The sequence below is a fragment of the Agrobacterium sp. P15N1-A genome, from assembly GCF_044626815.1.
GTDB classification, from domain to species: Bacteria; Pseudomonadota; Alphaproteobacteria; order Rhizobiales; family Rhizobiaceae; genus Agrobacterium; species Agrobacterium leguminum.
In genome coordinates, this window is sequence record NZ_JBIUPF010000007.1 from 52,577 (window position 1) to 73,683 (window position 21,107).

A 21,107-nucleotide genomic window follows, 5' to 3' on the forward strand; every position below is an offset into this window, starting at 1 on the left:
GTTACCTGCGTCGGCCCTTTCCATCAAGCGCGTAAAGCATATAAACGCCGCCGAGCCCCACGATCGCCCCCAATATGGAGGTTCCCGAATAGCTGGAGACCAGGGTTCCAACGGCAAAAATCAACGCACCCAGACCAGCGCCGAGGAAGATATTGACCGCAATCAGCGAGCTTCCGAGTCCCGGCCGGTCCGCGATCAGTTCCTGCAGATAGGTAATCGGAATGCTGATGATCGCGGCGGCGCCCAGCGCACTGATGACCGTTTGGGCGTAGATATGCCACGGCGCTGAAGCGAGCCCCTGCAGAATGAGATAGATGGCATAAAGCCCCGCTCCCGCCGCAAGTGTCAGCGTCTGCGGAACCTTTTTCTCGATCCAGCCCCACAGGAGAATGAAGACGATTTCCAGCGCAGCGACGATACCCGCAACAATACCGATATCCGCCACCGTGCCCTTGGCCTGTCCGGTTATGATGAGCGAGCGCACGGAATCGTTGAGATGCAGCATCGAGCAGATGAGCGCGATGGCGATGATCCGGAGCAGCACCCGCCGCGATCCGATTTCCGCAAGCGAGGCGCGCAGGCCGAACCGCGCTTCGGTATTTGCCGATGCCGGCGTGGCGGCCCGCGGCAGGCAGAAGGCGACGAGCAGAAAGCAGACAAGCGCGCAGATGCCCGAAAACAGGAATGCCATCAGCATATTGCCGGAATTCACCAGAAAAACACCGACAATGCCCGGCACCAGCACCCAGGAAAGCGAGATAGTTGCCCGCATGATCGAATTCACCGCGATCATCTCACCCGTCGAAAGGTTGCGCGCATCGGCGCGCACATGGGCGAAGATCAACGAATTCATCGCTCCGAAAATCGGCAGAAGCACCAGCTTCGCGGCCACGAAGGCGGTGGCGTTGCCGGCCAGATAGACCAGCAGATAACCGCTGACGCCGAAGAGCGCGATATAGAGCATTGGCTTGCGATATTCACCCAGCCTGTCTGCGACAATGCCCATCAACACGCTGGCGCTGACATTGATAACGGCGGCAAACAGCATCAACAGGGAATAGACGCTGTTGCTCAGACCGATTTCGCGAATGCCGATGACCGCCTGATAGGGTGCGGTCGCCGCATTCGAAAAGCCGAAGAACAGGATGGCGAGCGCCCCGATGCGGATCGACGGATTGTTGATGACGATGGAAAGAGCCGACGGCATGGATATTCGCCTGAGATGATCCGACACCGCCAGATCGCTGGGTAAAAGCTACCGAACCGCTGTCATCGCCAGCGGGCCGAAAGGATGGGTTGAGGGGTATAATCGAAATGCGGCTTCCATGGGTAAAAATCGCCGTCCCGGCGGCGATTGGGAAGGTTTTCGATATCCTGATTGATGACCCCTTCCGTCAGCGCCATGAGGTTGGGGTTGGCGATAGGCGCAAGCTCCGGTGAAAGATAACCGGACTTGACGACCAGTAGCCGCACCTCCTTTGGATTAAAGCCGAGACGGGTGAAATCGGAAATCATGTGATAGGGCCTGCGCCGCGCGGCCAGAATGACCGTGATACCGCCGATGGCGACCACAGCCTGCCGCTGATCCGCAGCACCTGGATCGTCCAGCTTCACAACGCGGGCGTCGACGGTCACGGACGGGCTCTGTGGATCGAGACTGCCGCCGATCTTCAGGGAAAGCGCAGCACCTTCGCCGGCCGCAAAGCAGGCTTCGACCGCCGGCCTGTCGGTGATGCCGCCCAGCAGCGCACCCTGCCAGTTGCGCGCAATCAGCGCAGCCAGAACGTCGGCGCGATCGCCAACCCCGCCGCCGGTCGGGTTATCGCCGGAGTCGGCCAAGATGATCGGCCGCGTTGCCGTGTTTTCGGCAATATCCAGAATGGCCTCGAGCGGCTCGGTCACGGGGCCGAAACGAAAATCCTGCCGGGTATTCCAATAGGATTGCGCGATTTCTATCGCGACCGCCTGTGCGGCCGCTTTGTCCGTTCCCGTCACCACGGCGCAGGCCGTCGCCCGGGGTTCGTCCGCCCAAACGTAGCCGATCATAAAATTCGCATCCCAAATGCCGGGCCGCGCATCGTGATCCGGCAGAACGGCGTAAAGGCTTCTGGTGGGTTCGTCTTCCGTGGATGTCTTTTCACCCGGCAGCAGAACGGGAATTTTCGCCCAGGCCACGCCGGGCTTTTCGCCCGTCTTCAGGGCCTTCAGCAGCATCGCCCACGCCCGTACCATCGTCTCGCGCACATCGATATGCGGTGCAGTTCGGTAGCCGGCGAATATGTCAAGCTGATCGATGATCGTCTGGCTGACATTGCCATGCAGATCATAGCTCGCAGAGACCACGACATCCGGCCCGACGACGGCGCGGGCGCTTGAAATCCAGTCGCCCTCCGCGTCGTCCATGCCTTCGACATTCATCGCGCCATGCATGGCGAGATAAAGCCCGTCCAGCGGCAGGCAGGCCTTAAGGCGTTCGAGAAACTCCGCCTTGAACGCCTCATAGGCCACGCGCGAAACCGGTCCGCCCGGCACTGCCCGCGCATGCAGAAGCGGCAACACGTCCGCCCCGCCCTCGCCGAGGAAATCGAAATACTCAGCCTCCAGCAGTTCCGCGCCGCGAAAGACGCGAAAATCGTGCTCGCCCATCAGCACCGGCGAATAGGTGCTGCATTCGGTATGAATTCCACCAACAGCAATACGCATGTCGGCTTCCCCTCAATAGACCGGGCTCAAGGGGACGATGGCCGCAAAACGCAGCCAGTCCTTTTGCGCCTTTGGCGTCCATGCCGCCTCGGCAATCGCCGGCAGACGGGGGAAAACCAGATGGTTGAAATAGGCGCGATTGAGGAAATGTTCGGACCAGATGCAAGCCTGAACGCCCTTCATCCGCTCCTTCAACTCCTCGGGAAATTCGCCGACAGCCTCATAGGCATAAGTATGCGAAGGCGGAACGGTGCCGGCCCAGCTTGCGCCCGGCTCCTGCCATGCTTCATCCTGCACCATGTCGAGATAATAGGCCTGGCCCGGTGTCATCACCACATCGTAACCCTGCTTTGCAAGCTCGAGCCCGACTTCCGGCTTCTGCCACGCCATCAGCAACGTTCCGGCCGGATCGACGCCGCCGCCATGGGAAACCTCGTCCCAGCCGGCAAGCTGGCGGCCGCGCTCATGCAGCATCCCCTGAATGCGCTTCATGAAATAGGACTGGATGCCAAAGGTGCCGTCGAGCCCTTTCTTTTCCATCAGCGCCTTGGCAAGCGGCGAGGCCAGCCACGACCCATCCGCAACCTCATCGCCGCCGATATGGATCAGCCGCGACGGGAACAGCTCCACCATCTCGTCGAATATCCTGCCGAGAAATTCATAGGTCAGCTCGATGGCCGGGTTGAGCGCATTGTTCGGATATCCCTGCACAGAGCGGTAGCTGTCCGGCGCTTCCTGCCCGTCCGTCAGCTCCGGATAGGCCACGAGAGCCGCCGTGCTGTGGCCGGGAATATCGACTTCCGGCATGATTTCGACGTTCAATGCCGCCGCATGCGCAACGACCATGCGCACGTCATCCTGCGTGTAATAGCCAGACACCGGCTCAGCCCCGTTACCGAGCTGCGGCAGAAGCGGCGCATCCGGGCCGCGCGTGGCGCCAACGGTGGTCAGCAGCGGATAGGCCTTGATTTCGAGCCGCCATGCCTCGTCATCCGTCAGGTGCCAATGGAAGCGGTTCATGCGCAGCCATGCGAGAATATCGATAAGCCGCAGGACATCGCCTGTCGGATAGAATTGCCGCGAGACATCGAGATGGCAGCCACGCCAGCTATAACGCGGCGCATCGCTGATGGTGCCGGAGGCCGGAAAGCGGAATTGAGGATCGATGCGCGCGCCATGCAGCAACTGCGCCAGAACCGTCAGGCCATATTGCAGACCGGCAGCGGCCGAATATTCCACGACCACCGCTTCTTTTGAAAAAGTGAGGCGATAACCTTCCGCTTCCAGCCCGCTATGCCGCTTGAAACGAAGCGGTTTTCCCTCATGAACCGGTGCAAGGCTGAAGGGCACGTGCCCGACAGCAAAGAGCCGACGGAACAGCGAAAGCACGGTTTCCACCGCAAGCACTTCTTCTGCACCCGCATCTTGCGCCGGGAAGAGCGCGACGGGAAAACCCTCGCCCGGTTCGGCATCGATTTCAGCGGGCCAGGGCTGAATGGAAAAGGGCAGATCGAGCTTTCCTTCGGGAAGCAGCACCGGTGCCGGTTCGCTGTGACGCCCATCCAGCATCAGGTCACCGACATCGACGGCGCGATGCGTGCCGTCGGCAAGGCTGACATAGGCGGATTTTGCGCCATCCGTGCGATGTCGGGCCGGCCGCAGCAGGCCATCGACGATGAAGCGCCAGGATTTCCCCGGCTCGAGCACGAAGCCCGCCGGCGGTGCAAACTCATGGAAATTGGCGTTGCGGCGCAGATAAACGGCATTGTCGCAAACGGGCTTGTCTACCGTCCGCGTCAACGACGTGTAGACGATGCGAAAATCCTTCAGCGGCTCGCGCGAAAGATTGACCAGAGTAAAGGTAAAACCGCCCGAGGCGGAATCTTTGAGCGGATGCCAGGAATTTTCGAGACGATAATGTGCGAGCGCCATGATGCTCCCCTTATTGCGCATTGAGCCCTCAGAAGGGCTTCGGTCAGTAATGTTCGGATTGCGAGAAGGTCCGGGCCAGCGGCGCCTGCCCCGCCGTCAGTCCGCAATCGACCGGCAGGCACACGCCGCTGATCGCCTCCGCCTGTGGGCCGGCCAGAAAGGCGACGGCGTTGGCCACATCTTCGGGCCTCACGATGCGTTGCAGCGGATACCAGTGCTTCGCCTCTTCGAAGACCTGAGGATTGGCGGCGGCCCGCGCCTCCCATGCCTGGGTGCGCACGGTGCCCGGCGCAACGGCGTTGGAACGGATGCCGAATTTGCCGTATTCCACGGCGATCAGCTTGGTCAGATGGATCAACCCGGCCTTTGCGGCGCTATAGGCTGGGTGGCCGAACACCGCCATGCCGTTGACGGACGTGATATTGACCACCGACCCCTGGGTTCGCTTCAGCGCCTCCTCGAAGGCCCTGAAGCAGAGAAACGGCGCTTCCAGATTGAGGGCATTGTCTTTGCGCCATATATCGGCGGTCGTGTCATGCAGGCTGACCGCCCTTGCGGCGCCCGCATTGTTGACGAGGGTTACAACATCGCCCAGTTCCGCAACCTCGGCGGCCAGCCTTGCAAGGTCCTGCGGATCGGTGACATCGCAGGTTTTCGCGACGAAGCGGGGACCGGAAAGCATGGATAGCGCGCTCGAAAGGGCGCCGGGATCGATATCGACCAACACGACCTTTGCATGGCTTTCAGCGAGCGCCGTGGCAATTGCCCGGCCAATATCACCTGCCGCGCCGGTAACGACGGCGAGCTGGTCTTTCCTGTCCTTCATCTCCTGCAACTCCCTTGAAGCTTTCCAACCCGCCATAAAGCGGGTCTCAGGCAAACCAGCCTGTGTTTTTCGTCAGCCCGCCTCAATCACCGAGCAATTGCTTGTCATCCGGGTCACGATGTTCCACGAGCTGCTGCTTGATGTGACGCAACGTCACCATCGATCGTTGCCGTTGATGATAGGCAGCAAGCGTCGCCAGAACATCGACGGCGGCCAGATAAGCGTAGCGCGATGAGGTGGGGCGGAAGATATTGTTTCCCTCGGGCACATTGACAGCCACCACCATGTCGGCGGCCGCAGCGACTGGCGTGTCGCTCTGGGTGAGCGCAATGGTGGTGACCCCCATTTCCCGCGCCAGCCTGAAACATTTCACCAGTTCCATGTTGCGGCCGGAAAAGGACGAACCGATGATGACGTCTTCCTTGCGCGCCGCAGCCGTCATCATCAGCTGCATGCTGTGATCGGCGCTGGTCGAAACGCGCAAACCCAGGCGGAACAGCCGGTTCTGAATTTCCGAAGCGATCATCGAGGAATTGCCGCCTGCGCCGAAGGCATAGATCATGCCGCTATTGGCGATCCTGATCGCCGCTTCATCTGCAAGGGCGGGATCAAGCGTCCTGTGCAGCAGGAAAAGCGCTTCCTGCGCCTTGGCGAGCACCTCTTCCGCAACATCCGAAGGGCCGGTGCTGGAGGGTTCGGAGGTGAGGTATCGGATACCCACATAGGCGGTCTTGGCGAGGCTGACCTTGAAATCCGAAAAGCTCTGGCACCCCAGCCTGCGGCAGAACCGCGTCACGGTCGGTGGAGACACTTCGGCGCGGGCCGCAAGCTCGATGATCGAGGCATTGACGGCGAATTCGAAGTCCGAAACCAGAATATCGGCAATCCGCCGCTCCGACTGCGAGAATTGTCCCCTGTCTTCCTGTATTCTTGCGAAAATATCCATGTTCACCGGTCTCCGTTCCGCCAAAACTTAAGGCTTGGCCCCGTTTCCGATGCACCCTAAGAAAGCGCGCCCGTCAACCGCATAGATCCATGAATCGAGGATGTTTCGTCTTGCTGACGACACCACGCACACCTTTGATTTGAAAATTATTTTCTCTGTTGATTGAGAGATGAGCATATGCCAACAATCAACACCAGAGAAATCTCCAAATCTTGAAAATAATTTCAATAATGGACCCAAACCATGCGTGATCCCTTCAAAAACCCCTTTCCCGAAACAGACATCGCCCGCCATTCCATCTGGGAGATGCTGGTAACGCGGGACATCGATGCTTTTCTGGCCGCCGACTGGTCGAAGGTCGCGGATGATTTCGTCGAGGACGGCTTTCTCGGCATCAACGCCAACCGGGATGCGAACCCGGACAATTGGCGCCTGTCCTTCCCTTCGCTCAGCGCCTATCGCGACGAGTGGCTGCGGCAGGCGCAGGATTTTCAAACCCAGCAATTCGCAGAGGACCCGCGCGATGCGATTTTTGCAACCACCACGCTGGAAGAAATCGAAGTGGAAGGTGAGACCGCGCTGGTGCGCAAGAAGTTCGACGGCGGGCTTCGCAAGGCCGATGGCAGCTTCGACGTCATGAAATGGCAGACGCTCTATTATTGCCGGCTGCATCAGGGACGCTGGAAGATCAGCGGTTTCACTGGCTACATGCCCAACCCCATGCCGTGATCCAGCGGACATCTGGAAAAGCTTTGCACGCCGGGCCGAAAGCCCGGCGTTGTTTTTTCGTCTGGAAGGGGCGGAAAAATGCCGGAGACGGATCGCGTCAGGAACAGCCGGGCATGGAAAAACAGATAACATGGCCCGGCTCCTGCGCCTTATTGGATCAGCTTGAGGACTGAAAGATCGACGCGCCGCTCCAGCGCGATGCCGCTCTCATCAAACAAATGGCAATCCGACGCCATGATACCGGTGACGATGGGCTCATCCACGACCACAGGTGCGGAGCCGGAAAGCAGCGCGCAATAATTCTCACCCGTCGGCGCAACACCATAGGCAATGGTATTGACCCCGAGCCGCTCGATCACGCTGGGCGCGACCGTGACATTGAGGTCGGCCGTTTCGAGGCCGGTATGTTCCGGGCGGATGCCGAGCGTCAGCTGCGTGCCTTCAAGACCGGCGCGGGGCTCCACCGGCACGGTGATCGTCTGTCCCTCATACTCCACCGTCACACCCTCGGCGCTGACGGATTTGCAGGCGACCTTCAGGAAATTCATTTTCGGGTTGCCGATGAATCCGGCCACGAAGAGGTTCGCCGGCTTGTGATAAAGTTCGAGCGGCGCGCCGACCTGGGCGATTTCGCCGGCATTCAGCACCACGATACGGTCGGCCATGGTCATGGCTTCCACCTGATCGTGGGTGACATAGATCATCGTCGCCTTCAGCGTCCGGTGAAGATTGGTAAGCTCGATGCGCATATCGGCGCGAAGTGCTGCATCGAGGTTGGAAAGCGGCTCATCGAACAGGAATATCTTCGGCTCACGAACGATGGCGCGTCCGATCGCCACGCGCTGGCGCTGGCCGCCGGACAACATGCCGGGGCGCTGCTGCAGACGCTGATCGAGCTGGAGAATCTTGGCGACGCCCTCGACCTTCTGCTTGATCTTGTCCTCCTCCATCTTCTCGACGCGCAGCGGAAAAGCGATGTTTTCAAAAACCGTCATGTGCGGGTAGAGCGCATAGGACTGGAACACCATGGCGATGCCGCGTTTGACCGGCGGCAAGTCGTTGACCTTCACGCCATTGATGACGACGTCACCGGCGGAAATATCCTCAAGACCGGCGATCATGCGCAGCAATGTGGATTTGCCGCATCCCGAGGGGCCGACAAAAACGACGAACTCGCCATCCCTGATGTCGAGCTGAACGCCCTTGATGACTTCGAAATGTCCATAGTTCTTGCGGACGTTGTTGAGATAAAGCTGACCCAAGACTTGCCTCTCCCGTCAGCGGCCGACATCTGGCCACGTTCAGAGATGTTCCGAAACAGGGGCAAAGCCACACCGGATCGGAACCGTTGAAAACAGGGGAAAGAGCATCCCGGAAGACGCAAGGCATTCCCACGGCGAAACTTGCCGGATGCGGACGGCCAGCGCCCGCATCCGTGCTCATGACAGATTATTTATACTGCTCGAGAGCCGAAGCCGCTTTCTTCGCGGCATCTTCCGGGGTTGCCTTGCCAGTGACGACAGACTGCACCATCTCGATCATCGTGTCCTGGAAACCCTTGTAGTCCGTGAAGAGCGGCTCGGGACCGCCATAGGCGATACCGTCGATCAGCGGCTTCCAGAAGGGATCCTTGGCGATGAATTCATCGACCTTCGGCGACGGACGCAGCGGGGTGAGGCCCGCGCCGCCCTGCAGTTCGTATTCGCCCTGCGGGCCGGGCGAGGTGATGAATTTGGCGAATTCAGTCGCCTTTTCTTCCACGCCGGTTCCCTTGAAGATCGCCAGGCTGTCGGTGATGAGCAGCGTGCCGGGACCCTTTGCTTCCGGGCCGAGCGGCAGCGTGGCGATGCCCCAGTTGATCTTGGTTTCCTGCAGGCGCGTGGCGGCGCCCGAACCGGCCTGGATCATGCCGACCTTGCCATCGAGGAAGATGGCGCGGATTTCGTTCTGCTCATAGGCCGTCGGGCCTTCGACGGAATAGGGCGTGATGTCCTTATAGGCCTTCAGCGCTGCAACAACCTGCGGGCTGTCGACGGTAATCTTGTCGCCGTCGATCACCTTGCCGTTGTTGGTGTAAACCCAGTGCATGAACTGGTGCATGGTGTTGTCGAAGGTCTTGGCGGGCAGGCCGTAGCCGGCGATGCCGGTCTTTTCCTTGATCTGCTTGGCGAAAGCGATCTCTTCGGCCCAGGTCTTCGGCGGCGTTTCCGGATCGAGACCGGCCTGCTTGAACAGGTCCTTGTTCCAGTAAAGCGCCTTGGTCGAGAATGCGACCGGCACGCCCCATTGCGTGTCCTCGAAGGTCACGGTGTCGACGATATTGGGGTAATAGCTTTTCTTTTCGTCTTCGGTCATCGGCACCGGAACGATGAGATCGTTCTGCGCGAACTGCTTCAGCGTGCGCGAACCGACATAGGCCATGGCGACCGGGGTGCCGGCAGCGGCGAGCGTGGTCGCCTTGTCCTGGCACTGGGCCCAGCCGACGACCTCGGGCACGACCTTCCAGCCCTCGTTCTTGCCTTCCCATTCCTTGATGTATTTCTCATGGATGGGGTCCATCTTGTCGCCGCAATAGATCCAGCTGATCTCCTTGTCGGCGGCGTGCGCCGTCACCGTCGTAAGGGCAGTGGAACCGGCAAATGCGAAAGCGCAAAGCGCCAATCCGTAATGTTTCAGTGCCATAGGTAGTCTCCCGTTTTGGTGGTCGTTCCGGTTGTTGATTATTTCACCGCGCCGGCGGTAAGACCGCTGACGAGATATCGTTGCATGAAGAAGATCACGACCATGGCCGGCGCAATGCCGACGAAGCTGGCCGCCATCAACTCATTCCAGATGACTTCCTGGCGACCGAAATAGGCGAAGAGGCCGATGGGCAGCGGCATATATTCGGTCTTGGAATTGAAGGTGAGCGCGAAGATGAACTGCTGGGCATAGGCGCCGATGAAGGTGGTGATGGAGACCACTGCGATGCCCGGCATCGCCAGCGGCAGGATCACCCGGCGGAAGGTGTAGAAATAGCTCGCACCGTCCACATAGGCCGCCTCTTCCAGTTCCCGCGGGATACGCAGCATATAGGTGCGCAACAGCCAGATGGCGGTGGGGATCAGGAAGGCCGCACCGGGAATGATCATCGCCAGATATGTGTTCAGCACACCCATGTTGCGCATCAGCCGGTAAAGCGGAATCAGAAGCACCGCGCCCGAAAACATGTTGATCGCCAGAAATGCGCCAAGCAACTGCCCACGCCCACGAAACTCGAAACGGGCGAAAGCATAGGAGGCCGGCACCACCAGGATGAGGACGATGATGGTCGAAATGGTGGAGATGAAGAAGGAGTTGAAAACGTAGCGGGCAAAGCCCGGAACGCTGACCCACATGGTCCGGTAGGCCTCGAAGGAACCGTTTTCCGGCCAGAACTTGTAGGGCGAGGAGAAAAGCAGGCTGAGCGGCTTCAGCGAAACCAGAAAACCTTCCACGAAGGGCGCCAGCACGAAGGTCAGGAACACGGCGATGCCGCAATAGATCCCGACCATTTCATACCACCTGTAGCGGTTGATCATCGCATTCTTGTCGCTCATCGGCTGGCCTCCTGCGAGATGCGGCTGGTGATGCGGAAGTAGAAATAGGTGAAGATCGACAGGAAGATGCAGATCAGCACGGCGCGTGCAGCACCTTCACCGTATTTGTAGGAGCCGATCGCCGTCTTGTACGTGTCGATGATCATGGTGGTGGTCTGGCCGGTCGGGCCGCCCTGCGTCAGGATCCAGATGATATCGAAGGAATTGAAAGTCGAAATCAGCGAGATCATCGACATGGTAATCATGGCCGGCAGCATCAGCGGCAGCGTGATGCGGCGGAAGCGGTAGAAGCGGCTTGCCCCGTCTGTCCACGCGGCCTCGTAGAGATCCTGCGGAATGGCCTGGATGGCCGCCAGCAGATAAAGCGTCACCATCGGCACGCCGATCCAGACGTCGGTGACGATCGTTGCCCAGAAGGCCGTTCTGCCATAGGCGAGGAACGCAACCGGACCATCCACCAGGCCGAGGTTCTGGAGCACGCCGGAAATCATGCCGAACTGGCCGTTATACATCCAGCCCCACATGAAGATGCCGATAGCCATCGGCACGATCCATGGCGGCATGGTCAGGATACGAAACAGCGCCCGGCCGGGCACGGCTGAATTCAGCAAAACCGCACCGAATGTGCCGATGATCATCTTTATCGAGACGGAAAAGAACGTCCAGATAAAGGTCCGCGTGATGACATCGGCAAAAGTCGCGTTGAAAATCTTCTCGTAATTGATGAAACCGACCCAATTCGTCGTTTTTCTAAGCGACGCATCGGTAAAGGACAGGATGAAGGTATCGACGAGCGGATAAGCAACGATAACCGTGATGTATAAGAGCGCCGGCAGAAGAAGAAGCCAGGCAAAGACGACCGCGCTGCGTTTCGCATCCATCGCGCCGCCCCCTCAAGCCGATTTCACAGCGGGGGATTTCGGCTGTCCGTGCAGCGCCAGATCGTATTCCTCCCACACCGGCTTGAGATCGATCACTTTACGGCCATGGCGCGCTTCATCCATGGCAAGCGCCAGAATACCGGCCTCGATCGCATCGAGCGCGGAAACAGGCAGCGGCGTACCCTTGACGATATGGGCGATGACATCCTCGGCCATCTGCTCGTCCGCCCCGTAATGCTGCGAGAGCGTGGTCGCCGCCGAATAGGTCTTGGCGACGGTCTTTTCATTGGTCCGGGCATTGTGCACGTTCAGGAAGCCGCGAACGAAATCGCCTTCGGCCATGCCCTTGGCGCCGATGACGCAGAAACGGCGGAAATCGTCGGGAACGTTGAGATTGGTATGGAAGGCGAGCGATGCGCCGTTCTCATATTCGACGATCGCCGTCTGGTAATCGATGATGTCGCCGTCGCTGTCGAAGACCTTGTCGGAGCCCATCCAGCCGCTCGGCTTGCGATGGTAAACCTCCATGTCGTTGATGCCGTCATGCTGCGGCGCATTTGCCGGCGTGAAGCTCTTTCGCCCGCCGAAGCTCGATACGAAACGCGGCCGCGCACCGACCACGCCATTATAGAGATCGAGGTCGTGGCAGCATTTTTCCAGCATGAAGGAGCCGGAATAATTCTCGTAACGCCGCCAGTCGCGCATGAAGAATGCGCCGTGATAGGGCGGGATATGCTCCGAGGCCTCGATGGAAACGACATCGCCCAGCTTGCCTTCGGCCTGCGCGGCGCGCAGATCGCGGTAGAGCGGGGAATAACGCAAAACCAGACCAACGAGCAGCCGCTCATGCCCGTGCCTGTTGAGCAGCCTGGCGAGCTCAAGGCTTTCCTCGATGCTGACGACGATGGGTTTTTCCGAGAAGATGGTGCAGCCGGCCTCAAGCCCGATACGGATATGCTCCAGATGCATGTGGTTCGGTGAGCCGATCATCAAGAGATCGAATTTTTCGTTTGCGATCAGCGCCTCGGGACTATCGTAAGCCTTACCGGCCGAAATGCCCTTTTCCTGCAGGTCCGGCAGGCCCGCCGGCGCCGGATCGACATAACCGACGATCTCGAAATCCTTGTCGATCTCATGAAAAACGTAGCCCAGATAACCGAGACGGAATCCGAGTCCGATAATTCCCACCTTCATGAACTTTGTTCCCTGTTCATTCGTAATTCATTTTCGCAGAAGCAACCATTTCTGTGCTGGTTATCCAGTTATCTGCGATAATTTCCTGCCACGATGAAATTAATTTTCACAACGGTCAAGCTAAATTCGATTTCGCAAACGCTGCCGCGAGTCGGAAACCGATTTTTCCGGCGCAACGGATGCGAAACGGATCGCCGCCGACCACCGACGCAAAAAACAATACCAAAAAAATGCCAATCGTCCAGAGCAATTCCGTTATCGAGAAAATTTTTTTGGTTAATGCGAAAATATCCGGCACATAGCCTTATTATTCGGCAAAACATCGAAAAAACCACCGATTAATCATACAAATCTAGCAATGGTTCTATTTTGGTATTGCTGATTGCGCGGCATATGGTATAGCCAGAGCCGGCCATATCGCCGACCACATGGATCGTGACAGAGGTTATGGATGAACGGGGCAGCGCTTAATCTGGACGACCTGCAATCAGGCGGCGGCCCGCTTTACCTGAAACTGCGCCAGACGATTGAAGACGCCATCAATGGCGGCCGCCTGAAGCACGGCGACGCCTTGCCGCCGGAGCGGGATATCGCCGAAAGCGCCTGCGTCAGCCGCGTCACGGTGCGCAAGGCAGTGGACGATCTCGTTCGCGACGGCCTTCTCGTTCGCCGGCACGGTTCGGGTACTTTCGTCGTCAAGCCCATCACCCGCATGCAGCAGCCCCTGACCAAACTTACCTCGTTTACCGAGGACATGCGCCGACGCGGAATGACGGCGAGCACCCGCTGGCTGGACAGAGGCCTGTTCCACCCGACCGGCGACGAGATGATGGCGCTCGGCCTTTCCCAATCGGCCATGGTGGCGCGGCTCACGCGCCTGCGTCTTGCCAATGACCAGCCAATCGCACTCGAAGTCACCAGCCTGCCGGGCGATATTCTGCCTGACCCGCAACTGGTGGAAAACTCGCTTTATCTAGAGCTCGAGAAAAACGGCATTCGCCCGGTGCGCGCCATTCAGCGCATCTCCGCCCGTAACCTCACCGATGAGGAAACATTGCTGCTTGGGGTTCCGCCGGGTTCGGCAGCGCTTTCCGTTCAGCGAATGGCCTATCTGGAAAGCGGGCGCCTCATGGAAATATCCCGCGCGCTGTACCGCAGCGACGCCTATGACCTCGTCGCCGAACTGACGATGGGGCCCGAGTGACAAATCTCTTGATCAAGGACACGAAACGATGACAACCCTGATGCGCCAGGAAATCGATGAGATTCCCGATGCAGTCGCCCGCCTGCTGGACAATGCCAATGCCGACTTCCACGAAGCCGGAGGCAGACTGAAGGCCCGTGACCCGGCCGTTATCGTCACCATTGCCCGCGGCTCCTCCGACCACGCCGCGCATTTTCTGAAATATGCGATCGAATTGCAGACCGGGCTTCCGGTCGCTTCGCTCGGCCCTTCGCTCGCCTCGATCTACCAGACGAAGCTGCGGCTGGACCGCGCGGCGGCCTTCGCCGTCTCGCAATCGGGCAAAAGCCCTGACATCGTCGCTCTGGCGGAAAGCGCCCGCAAGGGCGGCGCGCTTACCTTCTCGCTGGTCAACACCCTGCCCTCACCGCTCGGCGATGCTGCCAATCACGCCATCAATATCCAGGCGGGCCCTGAAAAAGCGGTGGCCGCAACCAAATCTTTCGTCAACTCCATCGTCGCCGGCCTCGCAATCCTTGCCGAATGGACGGAAGACAGCCTGCTCGCCAAAGCCGTCAGCGCCCTGCCGCAGAATTTCGCCAAGGCCATCGCACTCGACTGGAGCCAGATCGGCGAAGCGGTCAAGGGCGAGGAATCGCTCTATATGCTGGGCCGCGGTCCGGCGCTGGCCATTGCCGCGGAAGCCGCGCTGAAATGCAAGGAAACCTGCGAACTCCACGCGGAGGCCTATTCATCGGCGGAAGTCATGCACGGCCCCGTTTCGCTGGTCGCACCGAAATTTCCTGTCATCGCCTTTGCCGCGCGTGACCGCGCCGAAACCTCCGTGACCGATATCGCGGCCGGTCTCGCCGGCAAGGGCGCAAGTGTTTTCGTCACCTCCACAAAAGGCAGCCCGGCCAAGTCCCTGCCGTTTGTGGAAACCAATCACCCGCTGACCGACGCCCTGTTGCTGATCGCGCCGTTTTACGGCTTCATCGAGCAATTGTCGCGCGCCCGCGGCTTCAACCCGGATGCGCCCGTGGCATTGAAGAAGGTGACGGAAACCCAATGAGCAGCAGCAAGGCATTTGTCGGCGCCCGCATTTTCGATGGCGCCGCGTGGCACGATGGCAAGGCGCTCGTGACCGGTGACGGCCGTGTTGCCAACATCGTCGACCGCGTATCCGTGCCCGCAAACGCCGAAATCATCGATGCGGAAGGACTGCTCATTGCGCCAGGCTTCATCGACCTTCAGGTCAATGGCGGCGGCGGCGTGATGTTCAACAACGAGCCGAATGCGGAAGGCATTGCCCGCATCTGCTCGGCACATGCGCAATTCGGCACCACCGCGCTGATGGTCACTCTCATCACCGACCGGCCGGATATCACGGCCGAAGCCGCCGAAGCCGGCATCGCCGCCCACAAGGCAGGGGTGCCCGGCTTTCTCGGCCTGCATTTCGAAGGGCCGCATCTTTCCGTCGCACGCAAGGGCACCCATGATCCGGCGCTGATCCGAAAGATGGAAACGGCCGATCTTGCGGTTCTGACGGGCTGCAAGGCGAAGCTTCCCTTCGTGCTGACAACCATCGCCCCGGAAAACGTAACCGAGGCGCAGGTCACAGCGCTGCGCAAGGCCGGCATCGTCGTCAGCCTCGGCCATACCGATGTGGGCCTTGGCGTCGCGACAGCCTATGCCGAGGCCGGCGCATCCATGGTGACACATCTTTTCAACGCCATGAGCCCGCTCGGCCATCGCGAACCGGGACTGGTGGGCGCGGCACTTTCGAACGGCAAGCTGGATTGCGGGCTGATCGCCGACGGCTTCCATGTCGATCCTGCAGCGATCGGCATTGCGCTTCGCGCCAAGAATAATCCCGGCCGCATTTTCCTCGTCACCGACGCCATGTCCACCATCGGCACGGATGATGACGGTTTCGAACTGAACGGCAGGCGCGTCTATCGCAACGGCGGCAGGCTGACGCTGGCCGACGGCACGCTGGCGGGGGCGGATATCGATATGCTCTCCTGCATCCGCTTCATGCATGAAAAGCTGGACACACCGCTGGAAGAAGCGTTGAGAATGGCCTCCGCCTATCCCGCCGAGGCAATCCGCGCTTCTGGCAAAGGTAAGCTTCTGCCCGGCTTCGATGCGGATTTCGTCATGCTGACACCCGACCTTCAGATGCATTCGACATGGATCGGCGCAGAAAAAATCCACGATGCCACCCATTCCGGAGCCTGAATCATGATCGTTTGTTTCGATATAGGCGGAACGACCATCAAGGGCGCGATTGCCTACGCTCCCGACGATATTCGGCCCGTGCCGCGTATCCCGACGCCCAAGACCAGTTTCGAAGACTTCGCCGCCGGCCTGAAATCCGTCATCGACAGTAGCGGCGGCACACCCGCCTGCGTGTCGCTGTCGATTGCCGGCGTCATCGATCCCGACACCGGCAAAGCCACTGTCGCCAATATTCAGAGCATCCATGGCAGGGTCTTGAAGGACGAGCTGGAAAAGGCGCTGAACCTTCCCGTCATCGTATCGAACGATGCGGATTGCTTCGTGATCGCCGAATCGGAAATCGGTTCCGGACGGGGTCATCGCGTGGTCTTCGGTGTCATCCTCGGAACGGGTGTCGGCGGTGGGCTGGTGATCGACGGCAAGCTCATCAACAGCGACGGCGGTTTCGCCGGCGAATGGGGACATGGACCGGTGGCTGCGACATTGGCCGGAAATCCGCCGGTTTCGCTACCGCGTTTCGAATGCGGATGCGGCCTTACCGGCTGCATTGACGCAATCGGCAGCGCCCGTGGCATGGAAAAGCTGCATTCGCATCTTCACCAGCAGGCAATGACCAGCGAGGATATTATTTCGGCCTGGCAAGCGGGCGATGCGAAGGCCGCAAGAACCATCGATGTCCTTATCGATATTCTCGCCTCGCCTCTGGCAATGGTGATCAACGTTACCGGCGCAACCATCGTGCCGGTCGGCGGCGGACTTTCGAATTCGAAAGCGCTTCTCGCCGCTTTGGACGAGGTGGTAAGGAGCCGCATTCTGAGGCGCTTCGACCGCCCTCTGGTCGTACCAGCCATCTGCCGCATCGAGCCGGGGTTGATCGGATCCGCCGTTATCGGGCTGAAATATGAGAAAGAAGCCGCCGGCACTGCCTGAGCGGCGTCACACCGTCTCTATCTTTTCCCGGCGGAAACCCAGCCCCACCAGCCGGCCGGTCAAATGGGAAAGAAGCGGAAACCGCATGATGGCCAGCACAAAAGCTGGCGGTCCTTTCGGTTTTTCCGCATCGGCGCGTCCCTTCTTGCCGCCGATGCGCATCATCCGCTGCAGAAATTGCGTGGCCTTGGTCGGGAAGGATCGCCGCTTTTCAATTGCGGCGAGATCGTCATCGGCAATGGCCCGGCCGGACACGAGCACCGGCACCAGTATATTGGCCGCCGCAACCGCATCCTGAATGGCAAGATTAATGCCGACACCGCCGACGGGAGACATGGCATGGGCCGCATCACCGATGCAGATAAGGCCGGGTTTCCACCAGCGCTTCAGCCGGTCGATACGGACGGTGAGGAGATGCACATCGTCCCAGCTCTTGAGCTCATCGAGCCTTTCGCGTGGGAAAGGGCAGATTTCCGCAACCCTGTCCCTGAAAGCTTCAATTCCCTGTAGCTTTATGTCGGCGAAAAATCCCTTTCGCACCACATAACCGCATTGCCAGTAATCGCCCCGGTTGATCATGACGAAACCCTGCCGCGAGCCGGCATGCCCCATGGTTTCCGTCGGATCGTCGGGCTGTTTCGAAAGACGCATCCACAGCACCTCGGTCGGAATGCCGAAGCGCTGCACTTCCAGCCCCGCCGCCTCGCGGACGGTGGAGTTGCGCCCATCCGCCCCCACCACCAGATCGGCCTCGATCTCGATGATGCCTTCCGGTGTGCTGACCGTGAGACCGCCGACATGCCCGCCGCGCTCGATCAGGCCGGTCACCGGCGCATTCATCAGCAATCGGAAATTTTCGTATTGCCCCGCCTTGCCGACGATGAAATTGAGAAAATCCCATTGCGGCATAAAGGCGATGAAGCGGTGGCGGACCGGCAGGCGGGAAAAATCCGCTATCGTGACGCGCTCGCCGCCGATGACCGCATTCAGCCTTGGCGCGCGCGTATGCGGCAGGCTCAGAAACTCATCGACAAAACCGAGTTGCTCCATCAATTCAAGCGTCGAAGGGTGGATGGTGTCGCCGCGAAAATCCCGGAGAAAATCCCCGTGTTTCTCGACGACGACGACATCGATACCGCTGCGCGCGAGCAACAGGCCAAGCATCATGCCTGCCGGCCCGCCACCGGCCACGGCGACGGATGTACGGATATGCTGAACGGACTTGCCGTCATTTTCCGGAGCGTTTGTCGCTTCTTCCATCACCTTCCCCCAATATCCCGCTGAAAGTCTCTATCGTGTATCCGCCGCCGGGAGGTTTGCATTCTTCGGCTGCGGCCAGCCCTGCGCATCGAACCGGAACAGCATTTCGGACCGGGCAAAGATAAAGGCGAAGGCCATGGCCGTCCACATGCCGAGCAACAGCCCGGCGGCGACATCGCTTGGATAATGTGCGCCGACGATGACACGCGAAACGCCGATGACAAGGGCAAGCAGGAGAAACGCCCAGCGGAAGCGCGGCATCAACATGGCGAAAGCGCCGAAAAACGCCCCGGCGGCGGTCGAATGGCCTGAGGGGAAACTTTCATAGAGATTGTCGCCGGTAAATGGGGTGAGGCTATAGGCGCCCATTTCCAGCAGAAGCTCCGGCCGTGCCCGTCCTACCAGGAATTTCAGCGTATGGACGAGAATGCTCGCCGTTCCGATCGTCAGGAAGAAATAGGTGAGAAGCCGCCATGCCGTCCTCAGCCGTCCATTATAGGTCTGCGCCTTTAAAACCCGTGCGGCGACATAGGCCAATATCGCCAGAAGGCCGGTAGAATAGAGCATCCAGCGGAAGGTTCCGAAATCGGTAATGGCACGATTGAAGGAGACCACGCCCCCTGGCAACGCCTGCGCGCTTTCGGAAAGACGCGGATCAAAAGGAATGAAGACAAGGACCAGCACAAGGCTTGCCGCAAAAATCCACCCGCTGGAAACCAGAAAACGTCGCATCGATATCCTCTCATTGTTTTTCTTGCATATGGCTTTGCCTTCCGCAAAAACAATAGCCCCGGCTTTGTCCTTGTTATGGCTGATTTTCGCGGGTAGAGGCTAAGGAATGTTGCCCGAAAGTGCTTAGCGGTTTCGGGAAAAACCACGTGCACCAAGGGGTGCGAACCGGAAACGACCGACGGACTGAAAATGACGAATGCCAGTGAAATGCCACGCAAGCTGACAATATTGGGTTCGACCGGTTCGATCGGCACCAATACGCTGGATGTCGTCCGTCAGCTGGGTGGCCACGACGCGTTCGAGATCACGGCTTTAACCGGCGCGGGCAACATCGCGCTTCTGGCGGAGCAGGCGCGGGAGTTCGGCGCGCGGCTGGCGGTTACCGCCGAGGACAACAAATACGAAGCGCTGAAATCGGCCCTTGCCGGCACCGGCATCGCGGTTGCGGCGGGCAAATCGGGCCTCGAAGAGGCCGCGTCGACGGATGCCGGCTGGGTGATGGCGGCGATTGCCGGAACCCCCGGCCTTGCACCTACTCTTACAGCCGCACGGCGTGGCGCAGACATAGCGCTCGCCAACAAGGAATGCCTGGTTTCGGCTGGCGATGTTTTTCTGCGCACGGTCAAACGGGGCGGCGGCAGGCTGATCCCGGTCGACAGCGAGCACAGCGCAATCTTCCAATGCCTGACGGGCGAACACAAGCAGGCCGTGGAACGCATCGTGCTGACCGCATCCGGCGGTCCGTTCCGCACCTGGTCGCGCGAGGAGATGGCCAATGTCACGGCGGATATCGCCCGCGCCCATCCCAACTGGTCGATGGGACTGAAGGTCTCCATCGGCAGCGCCTCCATGTTCAACAAGGGGCTGGAAATGATCGAGGCGAAATATCTCTTCGATCTGAGGCCCGATCAGGTGGAGGTGATCGTCCACCCGCAGTCGATCATCCATTCGATGGTGGGTTACACCGACGGCTCCTATATCGCCCAGCTCGGCTCTCCCGACATGCGCACCGCTATTTCCTATGCCCTCACCTATCCGCAACGCGGCAATCTGAGTGTCGAGCGGCTGGATTTCGCAAAACTGGCGCGGCTCGATTTCGAAGCGCCGGATGAAGCCCGTTTCCCGGCGATCCGGCTGGCCCGCACGGCGCTGGAGCGCGGCGGTTTGCAGGGCGCTGCCCTGAATGCCGCCGAAGAGACCGCTTTTCACGCTTTCGTTGCGGGCAATATCGGTTTTCTCGATATGGCCGAGATCGTCGAAACGGTCATGGACCGCATGCATGACGGCCGCTCCGCCGCCACGATTGAAGATGTCTTCGCGGCGGACAGGGAAGCCCGAGATCATGCAATGAAAATAGTCTCTGACATAGGCAAAGCGGCTTAAACGGTACGCCGTGGAGGCGCAGCCTCAAAGGGTTGGCCATCACCCGGATACGCCAACCTGCCGGCGGCCTGTGCCGATTTCATCCAATAGGATATGACGCGGATTTTGTCTGGATTGTTCCAGTGGATCGACAGTTCGAAATCCGCAAAGATCCAGCGGTGAATATCATATCGTCCGACCCGGTCCGGCTCGCCCAGTTTGGCAATTGCATCGGCCTTGGTGTCCGAGAAACGAAGGCCTTTCCACAAAGGCCCGCCATAGGTTTCGATACTGTCCTCGTAACCCCAGCAAGCGCAACTGGTCAGCAGGTTGGGGCCTTCCCCAACGGAATGGCCGTCGTTTTCGTCCACGAGAGCCTGGTCTTTGAAATGGAAGTCCACGCCGAATGCCGGCGCGCTGAGATCGAATATCGCCAGATTCCTGTCGAGTTTGACGGCTTTTGACCAGGTCAGACCAAAAGGCGCTACGACCTTCGTGACGGCTTCGCTGTCGAACGGCTTGGCGATTGCGGTGATGAAGTCCTCCGGTTCGGGATACTGGATTGACCTCTGCATCTCACTCTCCGCGCTCGCTTCTCTTCACCCTCGAA

At 59.6% G+C, this 21,107-nt stretch carries 20 protein-coding genes; 6 read left to right on the plus strand and 14 right to left on the minus strand.

Annotation, left to right across the window (positions count from 1 at the left end; all coding sequences use genetic code 11):
- Position 1: 1 nt before the first annotated feature.
- From ACIK7D_RS21415 to ACIK7D_RS21435, 5 genes are all read right to left on the minus strand, one after another.
- Positions 2-1,207, minus strand: coding sequence for an MFS transporter (locus ACIK7D_RS21415; protein ID WP_020808536.1), 1,206 nt, complete (start codon positions 1,205-1,207; stop codon positions 2-4).
- 62 nt (positions 1,208-1,269) lie between these two features.
- Complete coding sequence (locus tag ACIK7D_RS21420; protein WP_400157306.1) at positions 1,270-2,703, minus strand: M81 family metallopeptidase; 1,434 nt, start codon at positions 2,701-2,703, stop codon at positions 1,270-1,272.
- 12 nt (positions 2,704-2,715) lie between these two features.
- Positions 2,716-4,635, minus strand: coding sequence for a beta-N-acetylhexosaminidase (locus ACIK7D_RS21425; protein WP_400157307.1), 1,920 nt, complete (start codon positions 4,633-4,635; stop codon positions 2,716-2,718).
- Positions 4,636-4,678: 43 nt separating this feature from the next.
- Positions 4,679-5,461 carry an SDR family oxidoreductase gene (locus tag ACIK7D_RS21430; protein WP_400157308.1) on the minus strand — a complete coding sequence of 261 codons (783 nt, stop codon included), beginning with the start codon at positions 5,459-5,461 and terminating at the stop codon, positions 4,679-4,681.
- Positions 5,462-5,543: 82 nt separating this feature from the next.
- Positions 5,544-6,407, minus strand: a complete 864-nt coding sequence (locus tag ACIK7D_RS21435; RefSeq protein ID WP_003504906.1) for a MurR/RpiR family transcriptional regulator — start codon at positions 6,405-6,407, stop codon at positions 5,544-5,546.
- A 243-nt stretch (positions 6,408-6,650) separates the two neighbouring features.
- On the opposite strand from ACIK7D_RS21435, the gene ACIK7D_RS21440 reads away from it, so the two are divergent.
- The gene (locus ACIK7D_RS21440) at positions 6,651-7,136 is read left to right on the plus strand and encodes a hypothetical protein (RefSeq protein ID WP_174023346.1); all 486 of its coding nucleotides are present in this window, start codon (positions 6,651-6,653) and stop codon (positions 7,134-7,136) included.
- 149 nt (positions 7,137-7,285) lie between these two features.
- On the opposite strand, the gene ACIK7D_RS21445 is transcribed toward ACIK7D_RS21440, so the two are convergent.
- From ACIK7D_RS21445 to ACIK7D_RS21470, 6 genes are all read right to left on the minus strand, one after another.
- Positions 7,286-8,398 carry an ABC transporter ATP-binding protein gene (locus tag ACIK7D_RS21445; protein ID WP_400157309.1) on the minus strand — a complete coding sequence of 371 codons (1,113 nt, stop codon included), beginning with the start codon at positions 8,396-8,398 and terminating at the stop codon, positions 7,286-7,288.
- 187 nt (positions 8,399-8,585) lie between these two features.
- Positions 8,586-9,818, minus strand: a complete 1,233-nt coding sequence (locus ACIK7D_RS21450; RefSeq protein ID WP_003521275.1) for an ABC transporter substrate-binding protein — start codon at positions 9,816-9,818, stop codon at positions 8,586-8,588.
- A 38-nt stretch (positions 9,819-9,856) separates the two neighbouring features.
- Positions 9,857-10,714 carry a carbohydrate ABC transporter permease gene (locus tag ACIK7D_RS21455; RefSeq protein WP_080815714.1) on the minus strand — a complete coding sequence of 286 codons (858 nt, stop codon included), beginning with the start codon at positions 10,712-10,714 and terminating at the stop codon, positions 9,857-9,859.
- On the minus strand, positions 10,711-11,595 hold the full coding sequence (locus ACIK7D_RS21460; protein WP_003521273.1) for a carbohydrate ABC transporter permease: 885 nt from the start codon (positions 11,593-11,595) through the stop codon (positions 10,711-10,713). Before ACIK7D_RS21460 ends, ACIK7D_RS21455 begins: the two co-directional genes overlap by 4 nt.
- Before the next feature lie 12 nt (positions 11,596-11,607).
- On the minus strand, positions 11,608-12,789 hold the full coding sequence (locus ACIK7D_RS21465; protein WP_400157310.1) for a Gfo/Idh/MocA family protein: 1,182 nt from the start codon (positions 12,787-12,789) through the stop codon (positions 11,608-11,610).
- Between the two features lie 115 nt (positions 12,790-12,904).
- On the minus strand, positions 12,905-13,087 hold the full coding sequence (locus ACIK7D_RS21470; protein ID WP_127756576.1) for a hypothetical protein: 183 nt from the start codon (positions 13,085-13,087) through the stop codon (positions 12,905-12,907).
- Between the two features lie 153 nt (positions 13,088-13,240).
- On the opposite strand from ACIK7D_RS21470, the gene ACIK7D_RS21475 reads away from it, so the two are divergent.
- Genes ACIK7D_RS21475 through ACIK7D_RS21490 form a run of 4 tightly spaced genes read left to right on the plus strand, consistent with a single transcriptional unit; the run spans position 13,241 to position 17,143 of the window.
- Positions 13,241-13,993 (plus strand): GntR family transcriptional regulator, encoded by a 753-nt coding sequence (locus tag ACIK7D_RS21475; RefSeq protein ID WP_003521268.1) that lies wholly within the window; start codon positions 13,241-13,243, stop codon positions 13,991-13,993.
- Between the two features lie 28 nt (positions 13,994-14,021).
- Entirely contained in the window at positions 14,022-15,044 is a 1,023-nt protein-coding gene (locus ACIK7D_RS21480; protein ID WP_137004033.1) for an SIS domain-containing protein, read from the plus strand.
- Complete coding sequence (gene nagA / locus ACIK7D_RS21485) at positions 15,041-16,213, plus strand: N-acetylglucosamine-6-phosphate deacetylase (RefSeq protein ID WP_400157311.1); 1,173 nt, start codon at positions 15,041-15,043, stop codon at positions 16,211-16,213. The genes ACIK7D_RS21480 and nagA overlap by 4 nt, the downstream gene beginning before the upstream one ends.
- A 3-nt stretch (positions 16,214-16,216) precedes the next feature.
- Positions 16,217-17,143, plus strand: coding sequence for an ROK family protein (locus ACIK7D_RS21490; protein ID WP_400157312.1), 927 nt, complete (start codon positions 16,217-16,219; stop codon positions 17,141-17,143).
- A 6-nt stretch (positions 17,144-17,149) separates the two neighbouring features.
- Here ACIK7D_RS21490 and ACIK7D_RS21495 read toward each other — a convergent pair whose 3' ends face one another.
- Positions 17,150-18,403, minus strand: a complete 1,254-nt coding sequence (locus ACIK7D_RS21495) for an FAD-dependent oxidoreductase (protein WP_400157313.1) — start codon at positions 18,401-18,403, stop codon at positions 17,150-17,152.
- A 30-nt stretch (positions 18,404-18,433) separates the two neighbouring features.
- Positions 18,434-19,135 carry a phosphatase PAP2 family protein gene (locus tag ACIK7D_RS21500; protein WP_400157314.1) on the minus strand — a complete coding sequence of 234 codons (702 nt, stop codon included), beginning with the start codon at positions 19,133-19,135 and terminating at the stop codon, positions 18,434-18,436.
- Between the two features lie 189 nt (positions 19,136-19,324).
- On the opposite strand from ACIK7D_RS21500, the gene dxr reads away from it, so the two are divergent.
- Positions 19,325-20,518 (plus strand): 1-deoxy-D-xylulose-5-phosphate reductoisomerase, encoded by a 1,194-nt coding sequence (gene dxr / locus ACIK7D_RS21505; RefSeq protein ID WP_400157315.1) that lies wholly within the window; start codon positions 19,325-19,327, stop codon positions 20,516-20,518.
- Here dxr and ACIK7D_RS21510 read toward each other — a convergent pair.
- Positions 20,515-21,072 carry a hypothetical protein gene (locus ACIK7D_RS21510; RefSeq protein ID WP_400157316.1) on the minus strand — a complete coding sequence of 186 codons (558 nt, stop codon included), beginning with the start codon at positions 21,070-21,072 and terminating at the stop codon, positions 20,515-20,517. The two genes, dxr and ACIK7D_RS21510, sit on opposite strands and share 4 nt — an antisense overlap.
- Between the last annotated feature and the right edge of the window lie 35 nt (positions 21,073-21,107).